The sequence below is a fragment of the Vibrio sp. HS-50-1 genome, assembly GCF_024747315.1.
Lineage (GTDB): Bacteria > Pseudomonadota > Gammaproteobacteria > Enterobacterales > Vibrionaceae > Vibrio > Vibrio diabolicus.
In genome coordinates, this window is the sequence record NZ_JAMPZF010000024.1 from 34,635 (window position 1) to 55,902 (window position 21,268).

Consider the following 21,268-nt stretch of genomic DNA (forward strand, 5'->3'; position numbering starts at 1 on the left):
TTATTGATCAGTTTAAACACGCTACCAGTGGGTATTAAAAATTAACAGTGATTTCCGCAATGCCAGTCACTATGCCTTCTATTATACGCTGTGACTTATCATTTTTCACTCTTACTTGATCGCCAGCAGCACCATCTTGCAATGCTGTGCCTTGTGTGGTGATTGTCATGCCAGAATTCACCGCTTTAATTGTGACCTTTTCATTCCGGCAAACGACACAGACATCATTACGCTCAACAACATCACCTAAGCGAACGTTGCGTTTTAGCTTTGCGCCAACCACTTGATCGTAGTTAGAAAAGCCATCTTTGCGAAAGCGCTGCAGCTCGATCATAGAAGTGGTGACATCCGATGCGCTGACGATTTCTCCTCTCCCTAGCGTTCGTGTTGCGACTATCATTGGCACCGATACCGAGATCCGTACAGGCACATAGACTTTCCAGTCATCCGGTGGGCATTCCACTAGAACATTGATGTTGCTTCGAGTACTGCTGGTGGAAGAAGCTGACGTATCTAGGGGCACTGGGCAATCCGTTGCTTTTATTCTCGAGTCTATATCTGCCGCATTAACAGATAGCTCGCCACCATCAGGCTGATCAACTGTAGCAAGAATATGTTGTTCTGCTGCCGTTTTTATTTGCTCGATCTGATTATCTGAAGCTGAATGAACAAAAAAGCTAAACATACTGAGCAAAATGCCGATAGACTTAGCGTACTTTGTAATTAGCGCTCTACATATTGTCATAGTCAATGGTGTCGAAGTGAAAGTGAAATACGCCATACTGTCTCCCTGGTATCGTGCTTGCCAGTGGTAGAGTATCATTTAAAAACAAAAAGTTTGAGATGGAGATGAGCATATGACGGGGATTCTTGACTCGGTGAATCAGCGTACGCAACTCGTCGGTCAGAACCGATTGGAATTATTGACCTTTCGACTGATGGGCCGACAGCGCTACGGCATTAACGTATTCAAAGTGAAAGAAGTACTGCAGTGCCCTAAGCTGACTTCAATGCCAAATCTACACCCGCTGGTAAAAGGTATCGCTCATATCCGCGGCCATACCGTGTCCGTTATTGATTTGAGCCTGGCAATTGGTGGCCGCCCAACCACTGATCTGGATAAATGTTTTGTTGTTATCGCAGAATTTAACCGTACGATCCAAGCATTTTTGGTATCATCGGTTGAGCGTATTATCAATATGCATTGGGAAGCGATTTTGCCACCGCCAGACGGTGCGGGTAAAGCGCACTACTTGACCGCAGTGACGAACATCGACAACGAGCTGGTTGAAATCCTTGACGTTGAAAAAATCCTGGCAGAGATTGCGCCGGTTGATGAAACGATGGATTCTGCTATCGGTGAAGAAATCGCGCAAGCAGAACAAGAAAAGCCTATTGTACGCCGTATATTGATTGCCGATGACTCGACTGTCGCGCGTAAACAGGTAGAGCGTGCGATTACATCAATCGGTTTCGAGGTCGTATCTGTCAAAGATGGCAAAGAAGCGTACAATAAGTTGATTGAAATGGCTCAAGAAGGCAATATCTACGATCAAATTTCGTTGGTTATTTCCGATATTGAAATGCCAGAAATGGACGGCTATACCTTAACGGCTGAAATTCGCAGACATGCCGATTTGAAAGACCTTTATGTTATCCTCCATTCTTCATTAAGTGGTGTATTCAACCAGGCTATGGTTGAGCGTGTAGGTGCCAATACCTTCATTGCGAAATTTAACCCAGATGAATTGGGTAACGCGGTTAAATCTGCATTAACACAATAAAAGAGACATTAATGACTGCTATTACAATCAGTGATCAAGAGTATCGTGACTTTAGCCGTTTTCTAGAATCGCAATGTGGCATCGTGTTAGGTGATAGCAAGCAATACCTTGTGCGTAGCCGACTGAGTCCTTTAGTGACGAAGTTTAAGCTCGCATCGTTATCAGATTTGCTACGTGATGTTGTTACAGGGCGCAATCGTGAATTACGAGTGGCCGCTGTGGACGCGATGACGACTAACGAAACCTTGTGGTTTCGAGATACTTATCCGTTCACAGTTTTAGCTGACAAATTATTGCCTGAAGTAGCGGCAAGCAAGCGCCCAATCAAGATCTGGTCTGCAGCCAGTTCATCGGGCCAAGAGCCGTATTCTATTGCAATGACGATTCTGGAAACGCAACAGCGCAAGCCGGGTTTGTTACCAAACGTGTCTATTACAGCAACAGACATTTCAGCAAGTATGCTCGAGATGTGTCGTGCAGGTGTGTATGACAATTTGGCTCTAGGGCGCGGACTTTCACCAGAACGTCGCCGCACCTTCTTTGAGAATGCGGACGGTGGCCGTATGAAAGTCAAAGACAACGTCAAACGTTTGGTGAACTTTCGTCCACAAAACTTGATGGACAGTTATGCACTGATGGGTAAGTTCGACATTATTTTTTGTCGCAACGTGCTGATTTACTTCTCACCGGAAATGAAATCAAAAGTGCTTAACCAAATGGCGAGCAGCTTAAACCCAGGTGGTTATCTGCTGTTAGGGGCATCAGAGTCGCTAACTGGTCTGACTGATAAATTTGAAATGGTGCGCTGTAATCCGGGTATCATTTACAAGCTTAAATAGCGGTATCTCTTCATTGATAAAAAGCCTGACCTCGTGTCAGGCTTTTTTTGTTTGCTGGTTTCCTGCCTTCGAGTGTTTCCACGTTTTCACTTGTTAAATTGAAGCGCGATTTTGCTTTGTTCCCTCATCACGGTGTATCTTTATTAAGTGAACAAAGTGAAACGACATGACATTCCAGTCACTTTGGCTCACTTATTGCTATTCCAATGGGTGATAGCTATTAAGTAGATAGAGCGCTTTATGTTTTTGGCATGCTAATTGCTTTTTGGTTATCAATCACGGTCAGTTCTTAATTGTAGAGGCAAACATGGCTATATCTTTTGACAATGCACTAGGCATCCACCAGCACACGGTGGGCGTACGTGAGCGCAATGCTGAGGTGATTTCCACCAACATTGCACAAGCCAACACGCCTGGTTACAAAGCAAGAGGTTTAGACTTTGCGAAGGAATTGCAAGCGGCAACATCTGGGGCAAGCATTGGTCTTAGTCGTACGGATGGTCGGCATATTCCTGCCACTACAACGTTGGTCGGGGACAAGCTATATCGTCTTCCTACGCAGCCTGATACGGGTGATGGCAACACGGTAGACTTGGATTTAGAGCGTAACTTGTTTATGCAAAACCAAATCAGACACCAAGCATCACTCGATTTTCTAGGCAGCAAATTCAAGAACTTAACCAAAGCAATCAAAGGGGAATAATTTAGATGAGCTTATTTAACGTTTTCAATGTGACAGGTTCCGCAATGAGCGCTGAATCCGTTCGTCTGAACACTACCTCAAGCAACTTGGCGAACGCCGACAGTGTCAGCAGCTCTGCGAAAGACACTTATAAAGCGCGCCATGCTGTGTTTGGAGCTGAGTTAAGTAACGCCATGCGTGGCGGTGATACGGTGCCAGTGAAAGTGATGGGCATTGTAGAAAGCGATAAACCGCTGAGTGCGGAGTACAACCCAGACCATCCCCTTGCAAACGAAGAAGGCTACATCTACAAGCCGAACGTGAATGTAATGGAAGAAATGGCGAACATGATTTCAGCTTCTCGCGCATACCAAACCAATGTGCAAGTAGCGGATTCTAGTAAACAAATGCTGCTGCGTACGCTGCAGATGGGTCAATAAGGATAAGGAGGTAGCGTATGGCCGGAATTAACAACGTTGGTCAAAGCGGCTTGTCCTATATCGACCAGCTTAAAAGTCTACAAGAGAGTAACAAGAAGACGGAAGAGAGCACGGGTAAGCAGGACCTAAAGCAGGAAGACTTCTTATCATTGCTCACGAAGCAATTGTCTCAACAGGACCCTTTTAAGCCGGTAAGTAATGACCAGATGATTGCGCAAATGGCTTCATTTGCGACCGTTGATGGCATTGGCAAGATGAACACTCAGTTTGAGAGTTTGAACTCGTCAATGACATCAAACCAAGCGTTACAAGCTTCCTCTTTGGTTGGACGTGACGTATTGGTCCCAGGAGCGGCAGGTGTGAAGCAGGACGACGCGCCAATGGCGGCAATGGTTAAGCTTTCACAATCTATCGATAATCTGTTTGTTCGTGTAGAGGATGAAGCTGGCCAACTGGTTCGTACTTTTGAGGTAGGAGCGAAACCAGCCGGCGACACGCGTGTGCTTTGGGACGGTAAAGATGAAAGCGGAAATCCACTGCCTGCTGGCAAATACAAAGTGAAAGCGTCTGGCTTAGTTGAAGGGGAGTCGCAAGAGTTCCCAGTATCGACATATGCCAACGTAAATAGCGTATTGCTCGGCAAAGGTGACGGAAACGTATTACTCAATCTGGCTGGTTTTGAATCGCCAGTTCGACTTGCAGAAGTTTTGGAAGTCGGCAAAGCGTAGTCATAGCTCGTTAGATTAGGAGATTTTGGAATGTCATATGTATCTTTAAGCGGTTTGTCCGCCGCCCAACTGGATTTGAACACCACCAGTAACAACATTGCGAACGCCAACACGTACGGCTTTAAAGAGTCCCGTGCTGAGTTTGCTGATGTTTACTCTAACTCTTTATTTACTAACGCAAAAACCACGCCGGGTGGTGGTGCGCAAGCAAGCCAAGTGGCGCAGCAGTTCCATGAAGGCTCAAGCATTTACACCAACAACCCAATGGATCTGCGTGTTTCGGGTACAGGTTTCTTCGCCGTGGCGAAGGAGCGTCTGACTCCACAACAGAATGAACTGACACGTAATGGTGCATTCCATTTAAATAAAGAAAACTACATGGTGACCGCGAACGATGAGTTCTTATTAGGTTACCAAGTGGATCCAAGCTCTGGTGAGGTTTCTTCATACGAGCCACAACCTATCAATATTCCTGCTGAATTTGGTAAGCCAAAGCAAACAGCAAACATTGAAGTGGGCGTGAACTTGCCAGCTAACGGCGATTTGAAAGATCCAACTCAGTTTGATTTTTCAGACCCAGATACATACAACCGTTCAACCTCTTCGACTATTTATGACTCGATGGGTCAGTCTTACAAGCTAACGACGTACTACTTGAAAGATCAGACTCAGCCAAACACGTGGAACACTTACTACACCGTGACAGATAAAGAAGGTGAAAAGCCTTTAAACGTTGCGGCAGGTGATGCACAAACGCCAACAGGCCATGTGGGGCATACCATGAAGTTCAACAACGATGGTACGTTGGCGAGCTTGAACAATGGTCAGCCAATTACGTCTGTGGCACTGGGCGATCCGGCGACGAACACGACACCAGTCGATATGAATGGTGCCGATCCTGCGCAGACGCTTAACTTCGGTTTAGGCTCGGCAACACAGTTTGCTGCTCCGTTCGAACTGACTAAGTTCGATGAAGACGGTGCAACAACGGGCTTCCTAACCAAGGTTGACTTCGATGAAAACGGCAGCGTAATGGGGACTTACTCAAACGGTGAAAACGTCACATTGGGTCGTGTCGCGCTAGTACGTGTTCCAAACGAGCAAGGTCTGGATAAGAAGGGCGGTACGCAATGGGATTCAACTCAGTTCTCTGGTGACAAGATTTGGGGTGAATCTAACAAAGGCTCTTTCGGCACCATCAACAACGGTATGCTGGAACAGTCAAACATTGATATGACGCAGGAGCTGGTGGACCTGATTTCTGCTCAGCGTAACTTCCAAGCAAACTCACGTTCGCTAGAAGTGCACAACCAGCTACAACAAAATATCCTGCAGATCCGATAATCTGCATCATCAAGTTAGGCGAGCTTTCGCCACTTGGCTTGATAACATCATGACATTCATCTGATGCTTAGCCTGAAAATACCTCAGTTCAGGTTAAGCATGCTTTGATCTCTGATTTGCCGCCGTTGCCGCCATGTGGATCAAAACCTTGCCCCTTGTTGCAGTTTTCTGCCACTGAAACCCCTCTTAATCTTTTGTTTCTTATTTAAGCGTTTGATAAATAAGCTCATTTTGTGTTGGCATAACTATTGCTTTTACTCCGTGTACAGAGAAGTTTTTGGAGTAATTTATGGATCGCGTACTGTTTCTCGCAATGAGTGGGGCCAAGCAAAATATGCAGGCACTACAATTGCGTGCTAATAACTTGGCTAACGTAAGCACGACAGGGTTTCGTGCGGATTTAGCACAGGCTCGCTCAATGCAGGCTTATGGTGAAGGCCATCCTTCACGTGTGTTCAGCATGACAGAGCGTCCAGGGCATAACTTTGCTCAAGGTAGTGTGATTACAACAGGGCGTGATCTGGATGTGACTATTGAAGGCAGCGGCTGGATATCGGTACTCGATCACACGGGTAAAGAAGGGTTGACCCGTAACGGTAACCTAAAAGTCGATCAAAATGGCATGCTTACTAACGCAAGTGGCCATTTGGTGCTGGGTGAAAACGATGCGCCGATTACTTTGCCTATTCCTCTCTCCAAAATTGAAATCGGTCGTGATGGCACCATCTCTGTGCTTCCTCAAGGTGCCCCGGCGGAAGAATTCCAAGCGGTTGATCGCATTAAGCTTGTTAAGCCTAATGATCAAAGCTTATTTAAAGACACCAATGGCTTATTTCGCCATAAAACTCCAAACCAACCTTACGAAGCAGACGCTAGTGTTAGCCTCCAGACAGGAGCGATTGAAGGCAGTAACGTGAATGCCGTAGGTGAAATGACCGCATTGATTGACTTACAGCGTCAGTTTGAAATGCAAGTCAAGATGATGAGCACTGCTGAAGAGATGGATAAATCTTCAGATTCACTGCTTCGTATGAGTTAACAGAGTTAGAGGTTCACTATGCATCCAGCACTATGGGTAAGTAAAACAGGTCTAGACGCCCAACAAACCAACATTGCCACGATTTCGAACAACTTGGCGAACGCCTCTACTGTGGGCTACAAAAAGAGCCGTGCGGTATTCGAAGATTTGTTCTATCAGAACATCAACCAGCCTGGCGGCCAATCATCTCAGAACACTGAGCTTCCGAGTGGCTTGATGCTAGGTGCGGGTTCTAAAGTGGTTGCGACGCAAAAAGTGCACACGCATGGTAATGCGCAGACAACGACCAACGCACTGGACATGATGGTTGAAGGCGACGGCTTCTTCCAAGTGACGTTGCCGGATGGCAACATCGGTTACACCCGTAACGGTCAGTTCACGTTAAATGGTGAAGGCACGTTAGTCACGTCGGGTTCTGGCTACCCTGTAGAACCTGAAATTGTGATTCCAGAAGATGCGATTTCTATCACTGTCGGTACGGATGGTGAAGTATCGGTTCGCGTCCGTGGTCAGCAAGACAACCAAGTCGTTGGTCAGCTAACCATTACAGACTTTGTTAACCCAGGTGGCCTAGAGCCAATTGGCCAGAACCTTTACTTACCAACGGGTGCCAGTGGCGATCCACAAGAAGGTGTTCCTGGTTTGGACGGTTTGGGTGAAATCCGTCAATCTATGCTGGAAGCGTCTAACGTGAATGTAACGGAAGAGTTGGTCAACATGATCGAAGCCCAGCGCGTTTACGAAATGAACTCAAAAGTGATCTCGTCAGTCGATAAGATGATGAGCTTCGTTAACCAGCAGTTATAACGGTTAAGAGCAAGAATTGAGGAGCTCACGATGAAACGTATTTGTCTACTTGCTTTGATTGCCACGATGTCGGGTTGTGCCATGTTAGAGCCGATTGAAACGGATGAAGTGACACAAGCAACGACGGTGGTTGACGCGGTAGAAGGCGATAAATCGAAAGAAGAGAGCAGCGGTATCGTGGATACACTGCGTGGCAGAAGCGATCCGGTTGCGGGTGATCCTGCATGGGCTCCTATTCATCCGAAAAAGAAACCTGAGCATTATGCTGCTGCAACAGGTTCACTGTTTAGCGCCGAGCACATTACCGATCTTTACGACGATTCCAAGCCACGTGGTATTGGCGACATTATTACCGTGACACTGGATGAGACTACCAGCGCCACGAAAAGCGCCAATGCCGATTTATCGAAAACCAATGAAGCGCAAATGGACCCGCTTCAAGTGGGCGGAGAAGAGCTGCAAATTGGTGGCAAATACAATTTCTCTTATGACTTAAATAACTCAAACTCATTTGCGGGTGACTCTTCTGCTAAGCAGAGTAACAGCATCAGTGGTTACATTACTGTTGAGGTGATTGAAGTTCTGGCAAATGGCAACCTCGTTATCCGTGGAGAAAAATGGATGACGCTTAATACGGGTGATGAGTACATACGTTTAAGCGGCACTATTCGTCCGGATGACATTAGTTTCGACAATACTATTGCATCAAACCGCGTTTCTAACGCAAGAATTCAGTATTCTGGCACCGGTGTACAACAAGATATGCAAGAGCCGGGTTTCTTGGCACGATTCTTTAATGTAGCGCTATAACACGCCGTGCTGACGGCAATTTGACTGCAAGAGATAAGTAAGCATGAAAAAACTCCTTTTAATACTGATGAGCGTTGCTCTGTTTTCTACCGCTGCCCAAGCTGCACGTATCAAAGACGTCGCGCAAGTGGCTGGTGTACGAAGCAACCAACTCGTGGGTTATGGTTTGGTTTCAGGCTTACCTGGCACAGGCGAAGCGAACCCGTTTACGGAGCAAAGTTTCGCCGCCATGTTGCAAAACTTCGGCATTCAGATGCCGCCGGGCACAAAGCCGAAAATAAAAAACGTTGCCGCAGTCATGGTAACGGCAGAGTTGCCGCCATTTTCTAAACCAGGTCAGCAAGTAGACGTGACAGTCTCTTCTATCGGTAGTGCCAAAAGTTTGCGTGGTGGTACGCTACTGCAAACGTTCCTCAAAGGTCTCGATGGTCAAGTTTACGCGGTTGCTCAAGGTAACTTAGTGGTGAGCGGTTTCAGTGCTGAAGGTGCTGACGGTTCCAAAATCGTAGGTAACAATCCAACCGTTGGTCTTATCTCTAGTGGTGCGACAGTAGAGCGCGAAATTCCAAACCCATTTGGTCGTGGTGATTACATCACGTTCAACTTGCTTGAGTCAGATTTCACAACGGCTCAACGTATGGCGGATGCGGTAAACAACTTCCTTGGCCCACAAATGGCGAGTGCAGTAGACGCGACGTCGGTGCGTGTACGTGCCCCTCGTGATGTCAGCCAGCGTGTGGCGTTCTTATCGGCAATTGAAAACCTAGAGTTCGACCCAGCAGATGGCGCAGCCAAAATCATCGTTAACTCTCGTACGGGTACCATCGTAGTTGGTAAACATGTTCGCCTTAAACCTGCTGCGGTAACCCATGGCGGAATGACGGTCGCAATCAAAGAAAACCTGAATGTTAGCCAACCTAACGGCTTTTCTGGTGGGCAAACCGTTGTCGTGCCAGACTCGGATATCGAAGTCAGCGAAGAGCAGGGCAAGATGTTTAAGTTTGAGCCAGGCTTAACGTTGGATGATTTGGTCCGTGCAGTGAATCAAGTCGGCGCAGCGCCGTCGGATTTGATGGCTATCTTGCAAGCATTGAAACAAGCTGGTGCCATTGAAGGCCAGTTGATCATCATTTAATGGTTAGGAGGTAGGTATAATGAACAATCCTAACGACATTGGTTTTATTCATGACATCAGTTCGCTGGATACCTTGCGTCAAAAAGCAGTGAAGGAAGGTAAAGATGGCGAGCAAGAAGCACTGCGTGCAGCAGCTCGTCAGTTCGAATCTATTTTCACCTCCATGATGTTGAAATCCATGCGAGAAGCCAATGAGGGCTTTGAGTCCAACATGATGAACAGCCAGAACGAGAAGTTCTATCGACAAATGCTCGATGAGCAGATGGCGAGTGAGCTCAGTTCGTCTGGTTCAATGGGCTTGGCCGATATGATTGTTAAGCAATTAACGGCTGGACAAGGTAACGACAAGAGTGAAACGGCAATGCGTGATGCGGCAAATAATGCCGTGGAATATCGTCGTGTTGACCCGAAAAAAGCGCGTGAGATTGAACAGCGCTTGATTGAATCTGGTCAGCTATCTCGACCAAGCAATGAACCAACTCGATTCGATTCGCCAGAATCTTTTGTTAACTCGATGAAGCCATACGCGGAGAAAGCCGCTAAAGCCCTAGGTGTAGAGCCATCTCTGCTACTTGCGCAAGCGGCTTTGGAAACCGGGTGGGGACAAAAGGTCGTGAAGAACGCGCGTGGCAGCAGCAACAACTTATTTAACATCAAAGCAGATCGAAGCTGGCAGGGTGACAAAGTGACGACTCAAACGCTAGAGTTCCACGATAATACGCCAGTGAAAGAGACGGCAGCGTTTCGCGCCTACTCAAATTACGAAGACAGCTTTAATGACTTTGTGCGCTTTTTAAATGACAACCCACGTTACGAGACGGCATTGCAACAGCGAGGGAATTCAGAGTCCTTCATTCGCGGCATCCACAGCGCAGGTTACGCGACCGATCCGAATTACGCAGACAAAGTCCTGCAGGTGAAGCAGAAAATCGAAAGTATGTAATTTACTCTTCGCCAGTTCATGTTGTTTTCGAAGGCTTGCCACAGTGCAAGCCTTTACTTTTTCTGAACATTCACACCTCTATTTTATTTGGCACACCTTTTGCTTTGATGTGTCTAGGTGATCGGTTTTGCCGATTTTATTTCGTTTTTGGGGGCATGTATGGCGTCAGATCTTCTGAATGTAGGTACTCAAAGTGTGCTTACTGCTCAGAGACAATTAAACACCACTGGTCATAACATTTCTAATGTTAATACAGAGGGTTATAGCCGCCAGTCTGTTATCCAAGGTACGAATGATCCGCGCATGTTTGGTGGTTCTACCTACGGCATGGGTGTGCATGTGGAAAATGTTCGCCGCTCGTGGGATCAGTTTGCCGTGAATGAACTGAACTTGTCGTCAACCAACAACGCCAACAAAACGGATAACCAAGACAATCTTGATATGCTCTCTAGCATGTTGAGCTCAGTTGCATCGAAGAAAATTCCAGAGAACTTGAACGAGTGGTTCGATGCGGTCAAAACCATGGCAGATACCCCGAACGATTTGGGGGCACGGAAAGTGGTATTGGAAAAGGCGAAAATCTTCTCTGATACATTAAATGACTTCCATGAAACCGTGCGATTGCAATCTGATGTGACCAATAAAAAATTGGATATGGGCATTGAACGCGTGAACCAACTTGCGTTGGAAATCCGCGATGTGCATCGGTTAATGATGCGCACACCCGGTCCACACAATGATTTGATGGACCAGCATGAAAAGCTGGTTACTGAGCTATCTGAGTACACCAAAGTAACCGTAACCCCACGCAAAAATGCCGAAGGGTTTAATGTTCATATTGGCAATGGACACACGCTAGTTTCGGGCACGGAAGCAAGCCAGCTCAAAATGATTGACGGCTATCCTGATGTTCACCAGAGACGATTAGCGATGGTGGAAGGAGATGGCATTAAAGCGATCAAGTCTGACGACATGGATGGCAAAATCGGTGCCTTGCTTGAAATGCGCGACAAACACATTCCACAACTTCAGGATGAAATGGGCCGTTTAGCGACGGGATTTTCCTACAAAATTAATCAGCTGCAATCTCAAGGTCTGGATCTTAACGGTAAGATAGGTAAAGACGTATTTACCGACGTGAACTCTGAGCTGGTGGCAAAATCTCGAGTTTTTGCTGCGCCTGACTCTCAAGCTGATGTTGCGGTTTACATTGATGATATTTCAGCGATCAAAGGTGGTGAATATTCGCTACGTTATGATGGCGACCAATATAGCGTGACAACACCGAAAGGTGAGCAAATGTCGTTGAACATTGATCAATCGGATTCTTCGTTTGTTCTGGATGGTATGAAAGTGCAAATTGGTGAAGGTCTTGCCGCTGGTGAGCGCGTATTGTTGCGCCCAACACGAAGTGGCGCAGCCATCATCAAGATGGAAACCAACGATGCAAAAGCCATTGCCGCGCAAAGTTATGAAGCTTCAACCACTTTTGCTCAAGGTAACGCCAAGTTCAAAATTCGTGAGGCGGGGGATGTCAAAGAGTTTGAGGTCACCGTACAACCAGCCGACGAGAAACATGATAAGCCGTGGTTAAAGATCACGGACAACAAAGGCAATTTGCTATCGGACAAATACTCATACCCGCTAGACAAAGATAACCCGATGATTGAAATCTCAGTGCCGAAAAGTCATCCGCTGTATAAAAACGGCGATGCAACCGTGTTTGAGTTGAGCGAAGGTGCGCTGATGAATGACAAGTTCACCGCGAACTTGGTGCCTTCGGAAGGTGGTAATGGCAACTTGAGAAAAATGCAGAAGATCCAAACAGATAAGATGATGGACGGAAAATCCAGTACTTTGATTGATGTTTATCACAACCTCAATACCGAAGTCGGATTGAAATCTTCTACAGCAAACCGATTAGCCTCCGTCGCTCGCTTAGAGCATGAGGCGGCACAAGAGCGCGTTGCTTCTATTTCTGGCGTTAACCTCGATGAAGAAGCCGCCAACATGATGAAGTTTCAACAAGCGTACATGGCTTCATCACGTGTGATGCAAGCGGCGAATGACACCTTCAATACCATTTTACAACTGAGGTAAGGAGAAGAGATAAGTGCTAACCCGAATTTCTAGTTTCCATAACTATCAGTCCGTACAAAATGATTTGCGTCGTCAAGAGAATAAGGTTCACCATAACCAAGAGCAACTTGCTTCAGGGAAAAAGTTACTGAAACCTAGCGACGATCCCCTTGCGTCGCATTACATTCAAAATATTAGTCAGCAACAAGAACAGCTACAACAATATCTTAGCTCGATAGTGTTGGTGCGTAATCGTCTAGAAAACCACGAAGTTAATATCGCCAATGCAGAGAATTTTGCCGACGAGTCGAAGCGCTTAACGATGGAGATGATTAACGGTGCGTTTTCTGCGGAAGACCGACAAGCAAAGAAGCGTGAGCTAGAAGAGATTGCGAACAACTTCCTTAACTTAGTGAACTCGCAAGATGAATCTGGTAACTACGTGTTTGCGGGCACTAAGCCCAAAAGCCAACCATTCTATCGCGATAAAGACGGTAGTGTTCAGTACGCTGGAGACGATTACCAGCGCAAAATGAAAGTCTCCAGCATGCTTGAGATGCCAATGAACGATCCTGGCAGCAAGCTGTTTATGGAGATACCAAACCCATTTGGCGATTATCAGCCGAATTACGATCTACAAAACGGTTCTGAGTTGCTATTAAACAGAGCCACTAACGTTGATACGAAGGATGATGCGGCGTATCGCGTGACATTTGTCGATATGAACAACGGCAAATTTGGTTACCAACTAGAGCGTAACGGTAAAGTCGTGGATGCCGATGAGTTTTCTCCAGAAAAAGGCATTGAGTACAAAGGCCTGAAAGTGCACGTAAAAGGTCAAATTACGCCTGGCGACAGCATCGAGATCGAAAAGCGGGCAGAGTTCAGCATTTTCGATACCTTCAAGGATGCAATGGCGTGGTCAGATAAATCGGTGTCGGATACGTCGGCGACCGCCAAATTGCACCAAATGACAGAAGAATTTCACGCTGCTTTTATCCATTTGAATAAAGCGCGTACTGATGCTGGCGCTCGATTGAGCACGCTCGATATCCAAGAGCAAAACCACGAAGACTTTAATTTGTCTCTGGCGAAAGCGAAGAGCAACTTTGAGGATTTGGATTACTCTAAAGCCGTTATCGAGTTCAGTGAAAACTCACGAGCGTTACAGGCATCGCAACAAGCATTCGGTAAGACCAAAGATCTAACGTTGTTTAACTATATTTAGTCTGACTTAAGACACACTGTCTGATTTTTGATGCCTTATGTGCAAAGCCTTAAGTGCGATAAATCGACGTAAATTGAGAGTCATGCTATGCGGCACGATTTTACCCAAAGCGGCAATGACGCAAGAGGCAAGTCGGGCGGCAACAGAGTAGCGGTCAATATACATGAGACAAGATGAGCCTCATTATCCTGAAATGGTTTGGTGCTAACGCTAACTTATTGTTTATTTACTTCTTTTAAAAGCAGTGAAATAAATTTTGTAAGTTGGCACACAAATTGTATTGAAAATATTAGAACAGATTTCGAGATTCTAAACCCTGCGTTTAAGGCAGATTTAGCAAGTAATTTTTACGGTCAGTGCTTATCCAAATGAGAGTAAAGCTGGCCGCTTCGCAAAAGCTTGCGAACTCAAAAGGAGAGCAAAATGGCTGTAACAGTTAGTACTAACGTCTCCGCGATGACCGCGCAGCGTTACCTAAACAAAGCGACTGACGAATTAAATACGTCGATGGAGCGCTTATCTTCAGGACATAAGATTAACAGTGCAAAAGATGATGCGGCAGGTCTACAGATCTCTAACCGCTTAACTGCACAGTCTCGTGGCCTAGATGTCGCAATGCGTAACGCGAACGATGGTATCTCGATTGCCCAAACCGCTGAAGGTGCGATGAATGAGGCAACATCTGTCATGCAACGTATGCGTGACCTTGCTATTCAATCATCGAACGGTACTAACTCTCCGGCTGAGCGTCAGGCGATCAACGAAGAGTCAATGGCATTGATTGACGAGCTAAACCGTATTGCAGAAACCACGTCATTTGGTGGCCGTCGTCTATTGAACGGCTCATTCGGTGAAGCGGCATTCCAGATTGGTGCGAGCTCAGGTGAAGCAATGATCATGGGGCTAACCAGCATTCGTGCGGACGATACTCGTATGGGCGGTGTGACCTTCTTATCGGAAAACGGTAAAGATAAAGATTGGGGCGTTGACCCTGCTAAATCGGACCTAAAAATCACTTTGCCAGGTATGGGTGAAGACGAAGACGGCAATGTCGATGATCTAGAAATCAACATTAATGCAAAAGCAGGTGACGACATCGAAGAGCTTGCTACGTACATTAATGGTCAGTCTGACATGATCAACGCGTCTGTAAGTGAAGATGGCAAGTTACAAGTTTTTGTTGCACATCCAAACGTTCAGGGTGAGATTTCAATTTCGGGTGGATTGGCGTCTGAGCTTGGTTTGAGCGATGAACCTCTTAGAACATCAGTACAAGATATTGATATGACAACCGTACAAGGTTCTCAAAACGCTATCTCTGTGCTGGATTCGGCACTGAAATACGTGGATTCACAACGTGCGGATCTGGGTGCGAAGCAAAACCGTCTGAGCCACAGCATCAACAACTTGGCAAACATCCAAGAAAACGTTGACGCGTCGAACAGCCGAATTAAAGACACGGACTTTGCGAAAGAAACCACGCAAATGACCAAAGCACAAATTTTGCAACAAGCAGGTACATCGATTCTTGCTCAAGCGAAACAGTTGCCAAACTCTGCAATGTCACTATTGCAGTAGTTTACTTAGCCTGTACTCAATACATTCAGACGTGGATGGGAATGCAGGCTTTTGGCAAGCAACTTTACAATAGAATGAGCGGCTCTCTCATCTCTCACCTGCCAATCATTTTCAATGTAAAGTTGCACTCGGTATGCCGGAAATGTGTTCATTTCTCTTGATCTCCACATAGGCTCTGGCGACCAACCTAGCCCCAGTTCTCTCAAAGGAAAAGGGGCTTTTTCTTTTCTAATTCTCACGTCTATCGTCTGCGAACTTACCTTCAATTGTTTCCTTTTGCTGATTTTCTATACAATTTGGCCCTCTCGGCTCGATTTGTGGAAACTTGAGCACTTTTTCTTACTTTTCTTCAATTTTATTAGCTAAATCTCGCAATGTTATTTTTTTAAATTTTTTTCTAAAGCTTCTGAATTTGGTGTCGTTAATAGAGGTAACTTTGAGAGAACTACTTGGTTTTCCGAGACGTCGGAAACCGCTACACCGGAAAATCAATTGGAGAAATCACCATGGCAGTGAATGTAAACACTAACGTATCAGCGATGACGGCTCAGCGTTACCTAAACAACGCAAACTCAGCTCAACAAACTTCTATGGAGCGTTTGTCTTCGGGGTTCAAAATCAACAGCGCAAAAGATGACGCTGCGGGTCTACAAATCTCGAACCGTTTGAACGTACAAAGCCGTGGTTTGGATGTGGCGGTTCGCAACGCGAACGACGGTATCTCAATTGCACAAACCGCTGAAGGTGCAATGAACGAGACCACTAACATTCTTCAACGTATGCGTGACTTGTCTCTACAATCAGCAAACGGCTCAAACTCGAAATCAGAGCGTGTGGCGATTCAAGAAGAAGTGACCGCGCTAAATGACGAACTAAACCGTATCGCAGAAACCACGTCTTTCGGTGGTAACAAGCTACTAAACGGCACACACGGCGCGAAATCGTTCCAAATCGGTGCGGATAACGGTGAAGCCGTGATGCTTGAGCTAAAAGACATGCGTTCAGACAACAAAATGATGGGCGGTGTGAGCTACCAAGCTGAAAGTGGTAAAGGTAAAGACTGGAACGTTGCTGAAGGTAAGAACGACCTAAAAATCAACCTAACGGACAGCTACGGCCAAGAGCAAGAAATCAACATCAGCGCAAAAGCGGGTGACGATATCGAAGAGCTTGCGACTTACATTAACGGTCAAACTGACCTAGTGAAAGCATCAGTAGACCAAGATGGTAAACTGCAAATCTTTGCTGGCAACAACAAAGTCGAAGGCGAAGTCGAGTTTTCAGGCGGCCTATCTGGCGAGCTAGGTTTGGGCGAAGGTAAAAAAGTGACGGTAGATACTATTGACGTAACCTCAGTTGGTGGCGCACAAGAATCTGTCGCTATCATCGATGCGGCACTGAAATACGTAGACAGCCACCGCGCAGAACTGGGTGCATTCCAGAACCGTTTCAACCATGCAATCAGCAACTTGGATAACATCAACGAGAACGTGAACGCGTCGAAGAGCCGTATCAAAGATACTGACTTCGCGAAAGAAACGACTCAAATGACCAAGTCACAAATTCTATCGCAAGCGTCAAGCTCAATCCTTGCGCAAGCGAAACAAGCGCCAAACTCAGCGCTAAGTCTGCTAGGTTAATCACCTTAATAAGACAAGATACAAAAGCCAGGCTCATCCCTGGCTTTTTTGCTTATCGGCTATAACGATTTAGATGCGTCCCAATAGGATGTTCGACAAGGCACTCATATCGATTAGATGGTCTCTTTAAATACCAATGTTGCCGCGATGGTGGCGCAGAGACACCTGAGTCAAGCGGCAGCGCAAAACGTCGAGTCACAACGGAACCTCACTTCTGGTTTTCGAATTAACTCGGCGAGTGATGATGCGGCAGGTTTACAGATATCCAATACTCTCCATGTGCAAACGAGAGGGCTTGATGTCGCCTTAAGAAATGCGCACGATGCTTATTCGGTCGCGCAAACCGCGGAAGGCGCGTTACATGAGAGCAGTGATATTTTGCAACGGTTACGCTCTCTAGGGCTTCAAGCGGCAAATGGTAGTAACGATACCAGTGACCGACAAAGCATCCAATACGAGGTCGTAGCGCTGCAGGATGAGCTTGATCGTGTCGCGATCACGACAACATTTGCGGATAAAAACCTGTTTGATGGATCTTACGGTTCACAAAGTTTCCATATTGGAGCGAACGCTAATTCAATCTCTTTGACGTTACGTAATATGCGTAGCCATATCCCAGAGATGGGAGGGCAGCATTATGTTGGTGATGCGGTCGATAAAGATTGGCGAGTCACTAAAGATAACCAAACTCTAAAAGTCGAATACCAAGACAGTAAAGGGCAAACCCAAACGGAATCCATTGGGCTCAAATTGGGTGATCGCATAGAACAGGTCGCCACTTACATCAATGCTCAACAATCGGTAGTAAGTGCCTCAGTAACGGAAAACAATGAACTGCAATTCTTTGCCTCTACGATGAATACGCCAGAAGGAGTGGAGTTAGAAGGCAGTTTAGCGGATGAGCTTGATCTAAGCACTGGTCAATTAGTCACAATGGATGACATCGATATGTCGACGGCTGGTAAGGCGCAGCTTTCAATTGGGGTGATTGATGCAGCGATCAAGTACGTTGATTCGCACCGAAGTGAAATTGGCAGCTTTCAGAATCGTGTAAATGGTTCGGTGGATAACTTAAATACCGTGAATCGGAGTGTTACGGAATCCAAGAGTCGAATAAGAGATACAGACTTCGCAAGAGAATCTACGGAAATGGTGCGTTCTCAAGTGCTCCAAGATGCGACAACTGCGTTATTGGCTCAGGCAAAACAAAGGTCAAGTTCGGCACTTGGTCTACTCAGTTGAATCTGGTAAGAAAGCATAAACTTCAGGTAATAAAAAACGCTGCCAATGGCAGCGTTTTTTCGTGTTCGGCTAAGTAAAAATTACTTAGTTACACGTAGAACTGGAGTTTCACCAACAGTCACAGAACCAGAAAGCTTGTTCAGCTCTTTGATTTCGTCCATGTTAGAGATAACAACTGGAGTTAGCGTTGACTTCGCTTTCTCTTCTAGAAGAGCTAGATCGAATTCAATTACAGTGTCGCCAGCTTTAACAGTTTGACCTTCTTCAGCGATACGCGTGAAGCCTTCGCCTTTTAGTTCAACTGTGTCGATACCGAAGTGAACGAAAAGCTCAACACCGTCGTCAGACTCGATAGAGAATGCGTGGTTAGTTTCGAAGATCTTACCGATAGTACCGTTTACAGGAGCTACCATTTTGTTGCCTGCTGGCTTGATAGCAATACCGTCACCAACGATTTTCTCAGCGAAAACAACATCTGGCACGTCTTCGATGTTTACAATCTCACCAGAAAGTGGCGCGATGATTTCGATAGCACCAGCGTCAGCGCTGTCATCAGATACAAGCTTCTTAAGTTTGTCAAACAGACCCATTGTGTCATGCTCCTAAGGTTTGGTTTTATTCTGTCGAATTATAGTATACCAATATAGCGCATTAGACGACTTTTTTCGCCGTCTAATGGCCATTAAGTATTGAATTACTTGGTACTACCGATTACTGAGCTTTCTCAGCAATAAACTTTTCTACCACTGCTTCGATTTCTGCAGCTGTTGGTAAAGAAAGGGCTTCTTCAGCCATTGCTTTCACTTCTGCGAAGTTAGAGTTACGAACTACTTTCTTCACTTTAGGGATTGAAATGCCGCTCATTGAGAACTCGTCCAGACCCATACCTAGAAGTAGAAGCGTTGCACGCTCGTCACCTGCAAGTTCACCACACATACCAGTCCATTTACCTTCTGCGTGAGAAGCGTCAATAACTTGCTTGATCACGGTTAGTACTGCTGGTGATAGTGGGTTGTAAAGATGAGAGATCATCTCGTTACCACGGTCTACCGCTAGCGTGTACTGAGTCAGGTCGTTTGTACCGATAGAGAAGAAAGATACTTCTTTCGCTAAGTGGTGTGCGATCGCAGCGGCAGCAGGAGTTTCAACCATAACACCGATTTCGATGTTTTCGTCGAATGCGTGGCCTTCAGCGCGTAGCTCTTCTTTGTACTCTTCGATCGCTTTCTTAAGCTCACGGATTTCTTCGACAGAGATGATCATTGGGAACATGATACGCAGTTTACCGTGTGCAGACGCACGTAGGATGCCACGTAGCTGATCACGAAGGATTTCACGACGATCCAGGCTGATACGTACAGCGCGCCAGCCTAGGAATGGGTTCATCTCTTTTGGAAGATCCATGTATGGGAGATCTTTATCGCCGCCGATATCCATAGTACGGATGATCACAGCTTGACCGTTCATTGCTTCTGCAACTTCTTTGTACGCTTGGTACTGTTCTTCTTCCGTTGGAAGTGCAGTACGGTCCATAAATAGGAATTCAGTACGGTACAGACCAACACCTTCACCGCCGTTACGGAGGATACCGTCACAGTCTTTCACTGTACCGATGTTACCGCAAACTTCTACACGGTGACCGTCAGTCGTTTCTGCGTGCAGGTCTTTCAGTTTCGCTAGCTCTTCTTTTTCAGCTAGGAATGCCGCTTTAACCGCTTTCGCTTCTTCTAGTTCAGCTTCTGATGGGTTAACAACAATCTTGTTGTTCATCGCGTCAAGAATCAGCATATCGCCATTCTTAACTTTTTTCGTGATGTCGTTAGTACCAACGATAGCTGGAAGCTCAAGAGAGCGAGCCATGATTGAAGTGTGAGATGTACGACCGCCGATGTCACAAGCAAAACCAAGAACGTAGTCTAGGTTAATCTGTGCCGTTTCAGATGGTGTTAGGTCGTAAGCAACTAGGATAACTTCTTCATTGATGTCGCTAAGCGAAACAATGTTGATACCCAGTGCGTTTTTCACAAAACGAGAACCGATATCGCGGATGTCAGTTGCACGTTCTTTTAGGTATTCGTCATCTAGTGACTCAAGAGCACATGCTTGCTCTTCGATAACTGAGTGGATAGCGTGATCCGCAGTCATCTTGTCGTTTTTGATAAGTGCTAGGATCTCTTCTTCTAGCTCTTCGTCTTCAAGAAGCATAATGTGACCTTCAAAGATCGCTTCTTTTTCTTCACCAAACGTTTCAAGCGCTTTTTGCTTGATAGTTTCTAGCTGAGCTGCAGATTTGTTACGAGCGTCGAAGAAACGCTGAACTTCAGCTTCTACTTGATCGTCAGAAATAGTGTTTGTGTTTAGGACAATTTCATCTTCTTGAAGTAGTAGTGCTTTACCGATTGCAATACCAGGAGATGCTAGGATGCCTGAAATCATAGCCTTACCTTAAGTTTGGTCAACTTTATAAAACGGGAGAATAATGGGTGCGCTAACGAATAGTTTTAGCTTAGTTTTGAGCCTATTTCCAACGAAGCCATTTTGCTTTCACAAAATGGCTTCTGGAGTAGGAGACCGGATTAGTGTAGTTGGTCCATTAGAGCAACTAGGTGGTCAACTGCTTGCTGAGCTTGTGGGCCTTCAGCAGAAATAGTTACTTGAGTACCTTTTACTAGGCCTAGTGTTTGTAGTTTGAATAGGCTCTTAGCGCTAGCGCTTTTACCGTTAGAAGTCACAGTGATGTCTGCGTCGAATGCTTTTGCTTCTTTAACAAACTGTGCAGCTGGACGAGTGTGAAGGCCGTTTTCTGCTGTGATTTCTACTTGCTTCTCGTACATGTGATATACCCCAATAAATGTATTTTTTTGTTAGTTTGTGACTAGATTTTAGCTTAACTGCTTTACATCTTGTGCGCTAGCACGGGAAGAGTTCAAAGCGCGTCAGTTCTGATACT

At 45.9% G+C, this 21,268-nt stretch carries 20 protein-coding genes; 16 read left to right on the plus strand and 4 right to left on the minus strand.

Annotation, left to right across the window (positions count from 1 at the left end; translation table 11 throughout):
* Positions 1–34: 34 nt before the first annotated feature.
* Positions 35–781, minus strand: a complete 747-nt coding sequence (flgA, locus tag NDJ01_RS09830) for a flagellar basal body P-ring formation chaperone FlgA (protein WP_005393139.1) — start codon at positions 779–781, stop codon at positions 35–37.
* Positions 782–857: 76 nt separating this feature from the next.
* On the opposite strand from flgA, the gene NDJ01_RS09835 reads away from it, so the two are divergent.
* From NDJ01_RS09835 to NDJ01_RS09910, 16 genes are all read left to right on the plus strand, one after another.
* A complete protein-coding gene (locus NDJ01_RS09835; protein ID WP_005382022.1) occupies positions 858–1,784 on the plus strand; it encodes a chemotaxis protein CheV in 927 nt (308 codons plus the stop codon).
* 11 nt (positions 1,785–1,795) lie between these two features.
* Positions 1,796–2,623 carry a protein-glutamate O-methyltransferase CheR gene (locus tag NDJ01_RS09840; protein WP_005382024.1) on the plus strand — a complete coding sequence of 276 codons (828 nt, stop codon included), beginning with the start codon at positions 1,796–1,798 and terminating at the stop codon, positions 2,621–2,623.
* Between the two features lie 307 nt (positions 2,624–2,930).
* The gene (flgB, locus tag NDJ01_RS09845; protein WP_005382026.1) at positions 2,931–3,326 is read left to right on the plus strand and encodes a flagellar basal body rod protein FlgB; all 396 of its coding nucleotides are present in this window, start codon (positions 2,931–2,933) and stop codon (positions 3,324–3,326) included.
* Positions 3,327–3,331: 5 nt separating this feature from the next.
* Positions 3,332–3,745 carry a flagellar basal body rod protein FlgC gene (gene flgC, locus NDJ01_RS09850; protein ID WP_005393132.1) on the plus strand — a complete coding sequence of 138 codons (414 nt, stop codon included), beginning with the start codon at positions 3,332–3,334 and terminating at the stop codon, positions 3,743–3,745.
* Positions 3,746–3,762: 17 nt separating this feature from the next.
* Entirely contained in the window at positions 3,763–4,473 is a 711-nt protein-coding gene (gene flgD / locus NDJ01_RS09855) for a flagellar hook assembly protein FlgD (protein ID WP_005393125.1), read from the plus strand.
* A 30-nt stretch (positions 4,474–4,503) separates the two neighbouring features.
* A complete protein-coding gene (flgE, locus tag NDJ01_RS09860; protein ID WP_005393123.1) occupies positions 4,504–5,817 on the plus strand; it encodes a flagellar hook protein FlgE in 1,314 nt (437 codons plus the stop codon).
* Between the two features lie 289 nt (positions 5,818–6,106).
* Entirely contained in the window at positions 6,107–6,856 is a 750-nt protein-coding gene (flgF, locus tag NDJ01_RS09865) for a flagellar basal-body rod protein FlgF (protein WP_258586643.1), read from the plus strand.
* Positions 6,857–6,874: 18 nt separating this feature from the next.
* On the plus strand, positions 6,875–7,663 hold the full coding sequence (gene flgG, locus NDJ01_RS09870) for a flagellar basal-body rod protein FlgG (RefSeq protein ID WP_005382032.1): 789 nt from the start codon (positions 6,875–6,877) through the stop codon (positions 7,661–7,663).
* Between the two features lie 30 nt (positions 7,664–7,693).
* The gene (gene flgH, locus NDJ01_RS09875) at positions 7,694–8,473 is read left to right on the plus strand and encodes a flagellar basal body L-ring protein FlgH (protein ID WP_006743029.1); all 780 of its coding nucleotides are present in this window, start codon (positions 7,694–7,696) and stop codon (positions 8,471–8,473) included.
* Positions 8,474–8,516: 43 nt separating this feature from the next.
* The gene (locus tag NDJ01_RS09880; protein ID WP_006743028.1) at positions 8,517–9,608 is read left to right on the plus strand and encodes a flagellar basal body P-ring protein FlgI; all 1,092 of its coding nucleotides are present in this window, start codon (positions 8,517–8,519) and stop codon (positions 9,606–9,608) included.
* Between the two features lie 16 nt (positions 9,609–9,624).
* On the plus strand, positions 9,625–10,551 hold the full coding sequence (gene flgJ / locus NDJ01_RS09885) for a flagellar assembly peptidoglycan hydrolase FlgJ (protein ID WP_046874278.1): 927 nt from the start codon (positions 9,625–9,627) through the stop codon (positions 10,549–10,551).
* A 159-nt stretch (positions 10,552–10,710) separates the two neighbouring features.
* On the plus strand, positions 10,711–12,651 hold the full coding sequence (gene flgK, locus NDJ01_RS09890) for a flagellar hook-associated protein FlgK (RefSeq protein ID WP_258430348.1): 1,941 nt from the start codon (positions 10,711–10,713) through the stop codon (positions 12,649–12,651).
* 13 nt (positions 12,652–12,664) lie between these two features.
* Complete coding sequence (gene flgL / locus NDJ01_RS09895; RefSeq protein WP_005393113.1) at positions 12,665–13,858, plus strand: flagellar hook-associated protein FlgL; 1,194 nt, start codon at positions 12,665–12,667, stop codon at positions 13,856–13,858.
* A 423-nt stretch (positions 13,859–14,281) separates the two neighbouring features.
* Positions 14,282–15,436 (plus strand): flagellin, encoded by a 1,155-nt coding sequence (locus NDJ01_RS09900; protein WP_006743025.1) that lies wholly within the window; start codon positions 14,282–14,284, stop codon positions 15,434–15,436.
* Positions 15,437–15,942: 506 nt separating this feature from the next.
* A complete protein-coding gene (locus NDJ01_RS09905) occupies positions 15,943–17,076 on the plus strand; it encodes a flagellin (protein WP_005393103.1) in 1,134 nt (377 codons plus the stop codon).
* A 117-nt stretch (positions 17,077–17,193) separates the two neighbouring features.
* On the plus strand, positions 17,194–18,318 hold the full coding sequence (locus NDJ01_RS09910; protein WP_257889167.1) for a flagellin: 1,125 nt from the start codon (positions 17,194–17,196) through the stop codon (positions 18,316–18,318).
* Positions 18,319–18,398: 80 nt separating this feature from the next.
* Here NDJ01_RS09910 and crr read toward each other — a convergent pair whose 3' ends face one another.
* From crr to NDJ01_RS09925, 3 genes are all read right to left on the minus strand, one after another.
* On the minus strand, positions 18,399–18,908 hold the full coding sequence (gene crr, locus NDJ01_RS09915) for a PTS glucose transporter subunit IIA (protein WP_005382041.1): 510 nt from the start codon (positions 18,906–18,908) through the stop codon (positions 18,399–18,401).
* Between the two features lie 121 nt (positions 18,909–19,029).
* Entirely contained in the window at positions 19,030–20,754 is a 1,725-nt protein-coding gene (ptsI, locus tag NDJ01_RS09920) for a phosphoenolpyruvate-protein phosphotransferase PtsI (RefSeq protein ID WP_005393100.1), read from the minus strand.
* A gap of 140 nt (positions 20,755–20,894) precedes the next feature.
* Entirely contained in the window at positions 20,895–21,152 is a 258-nt protein-coding gene (locus tag NDJ01_RS09925) for an HPr family phosphocarrier protein (protein WP_005382043.1), read from the minus strand.
* Positions 21,153–21,268 lie beyond the last annotated feature (116 nt).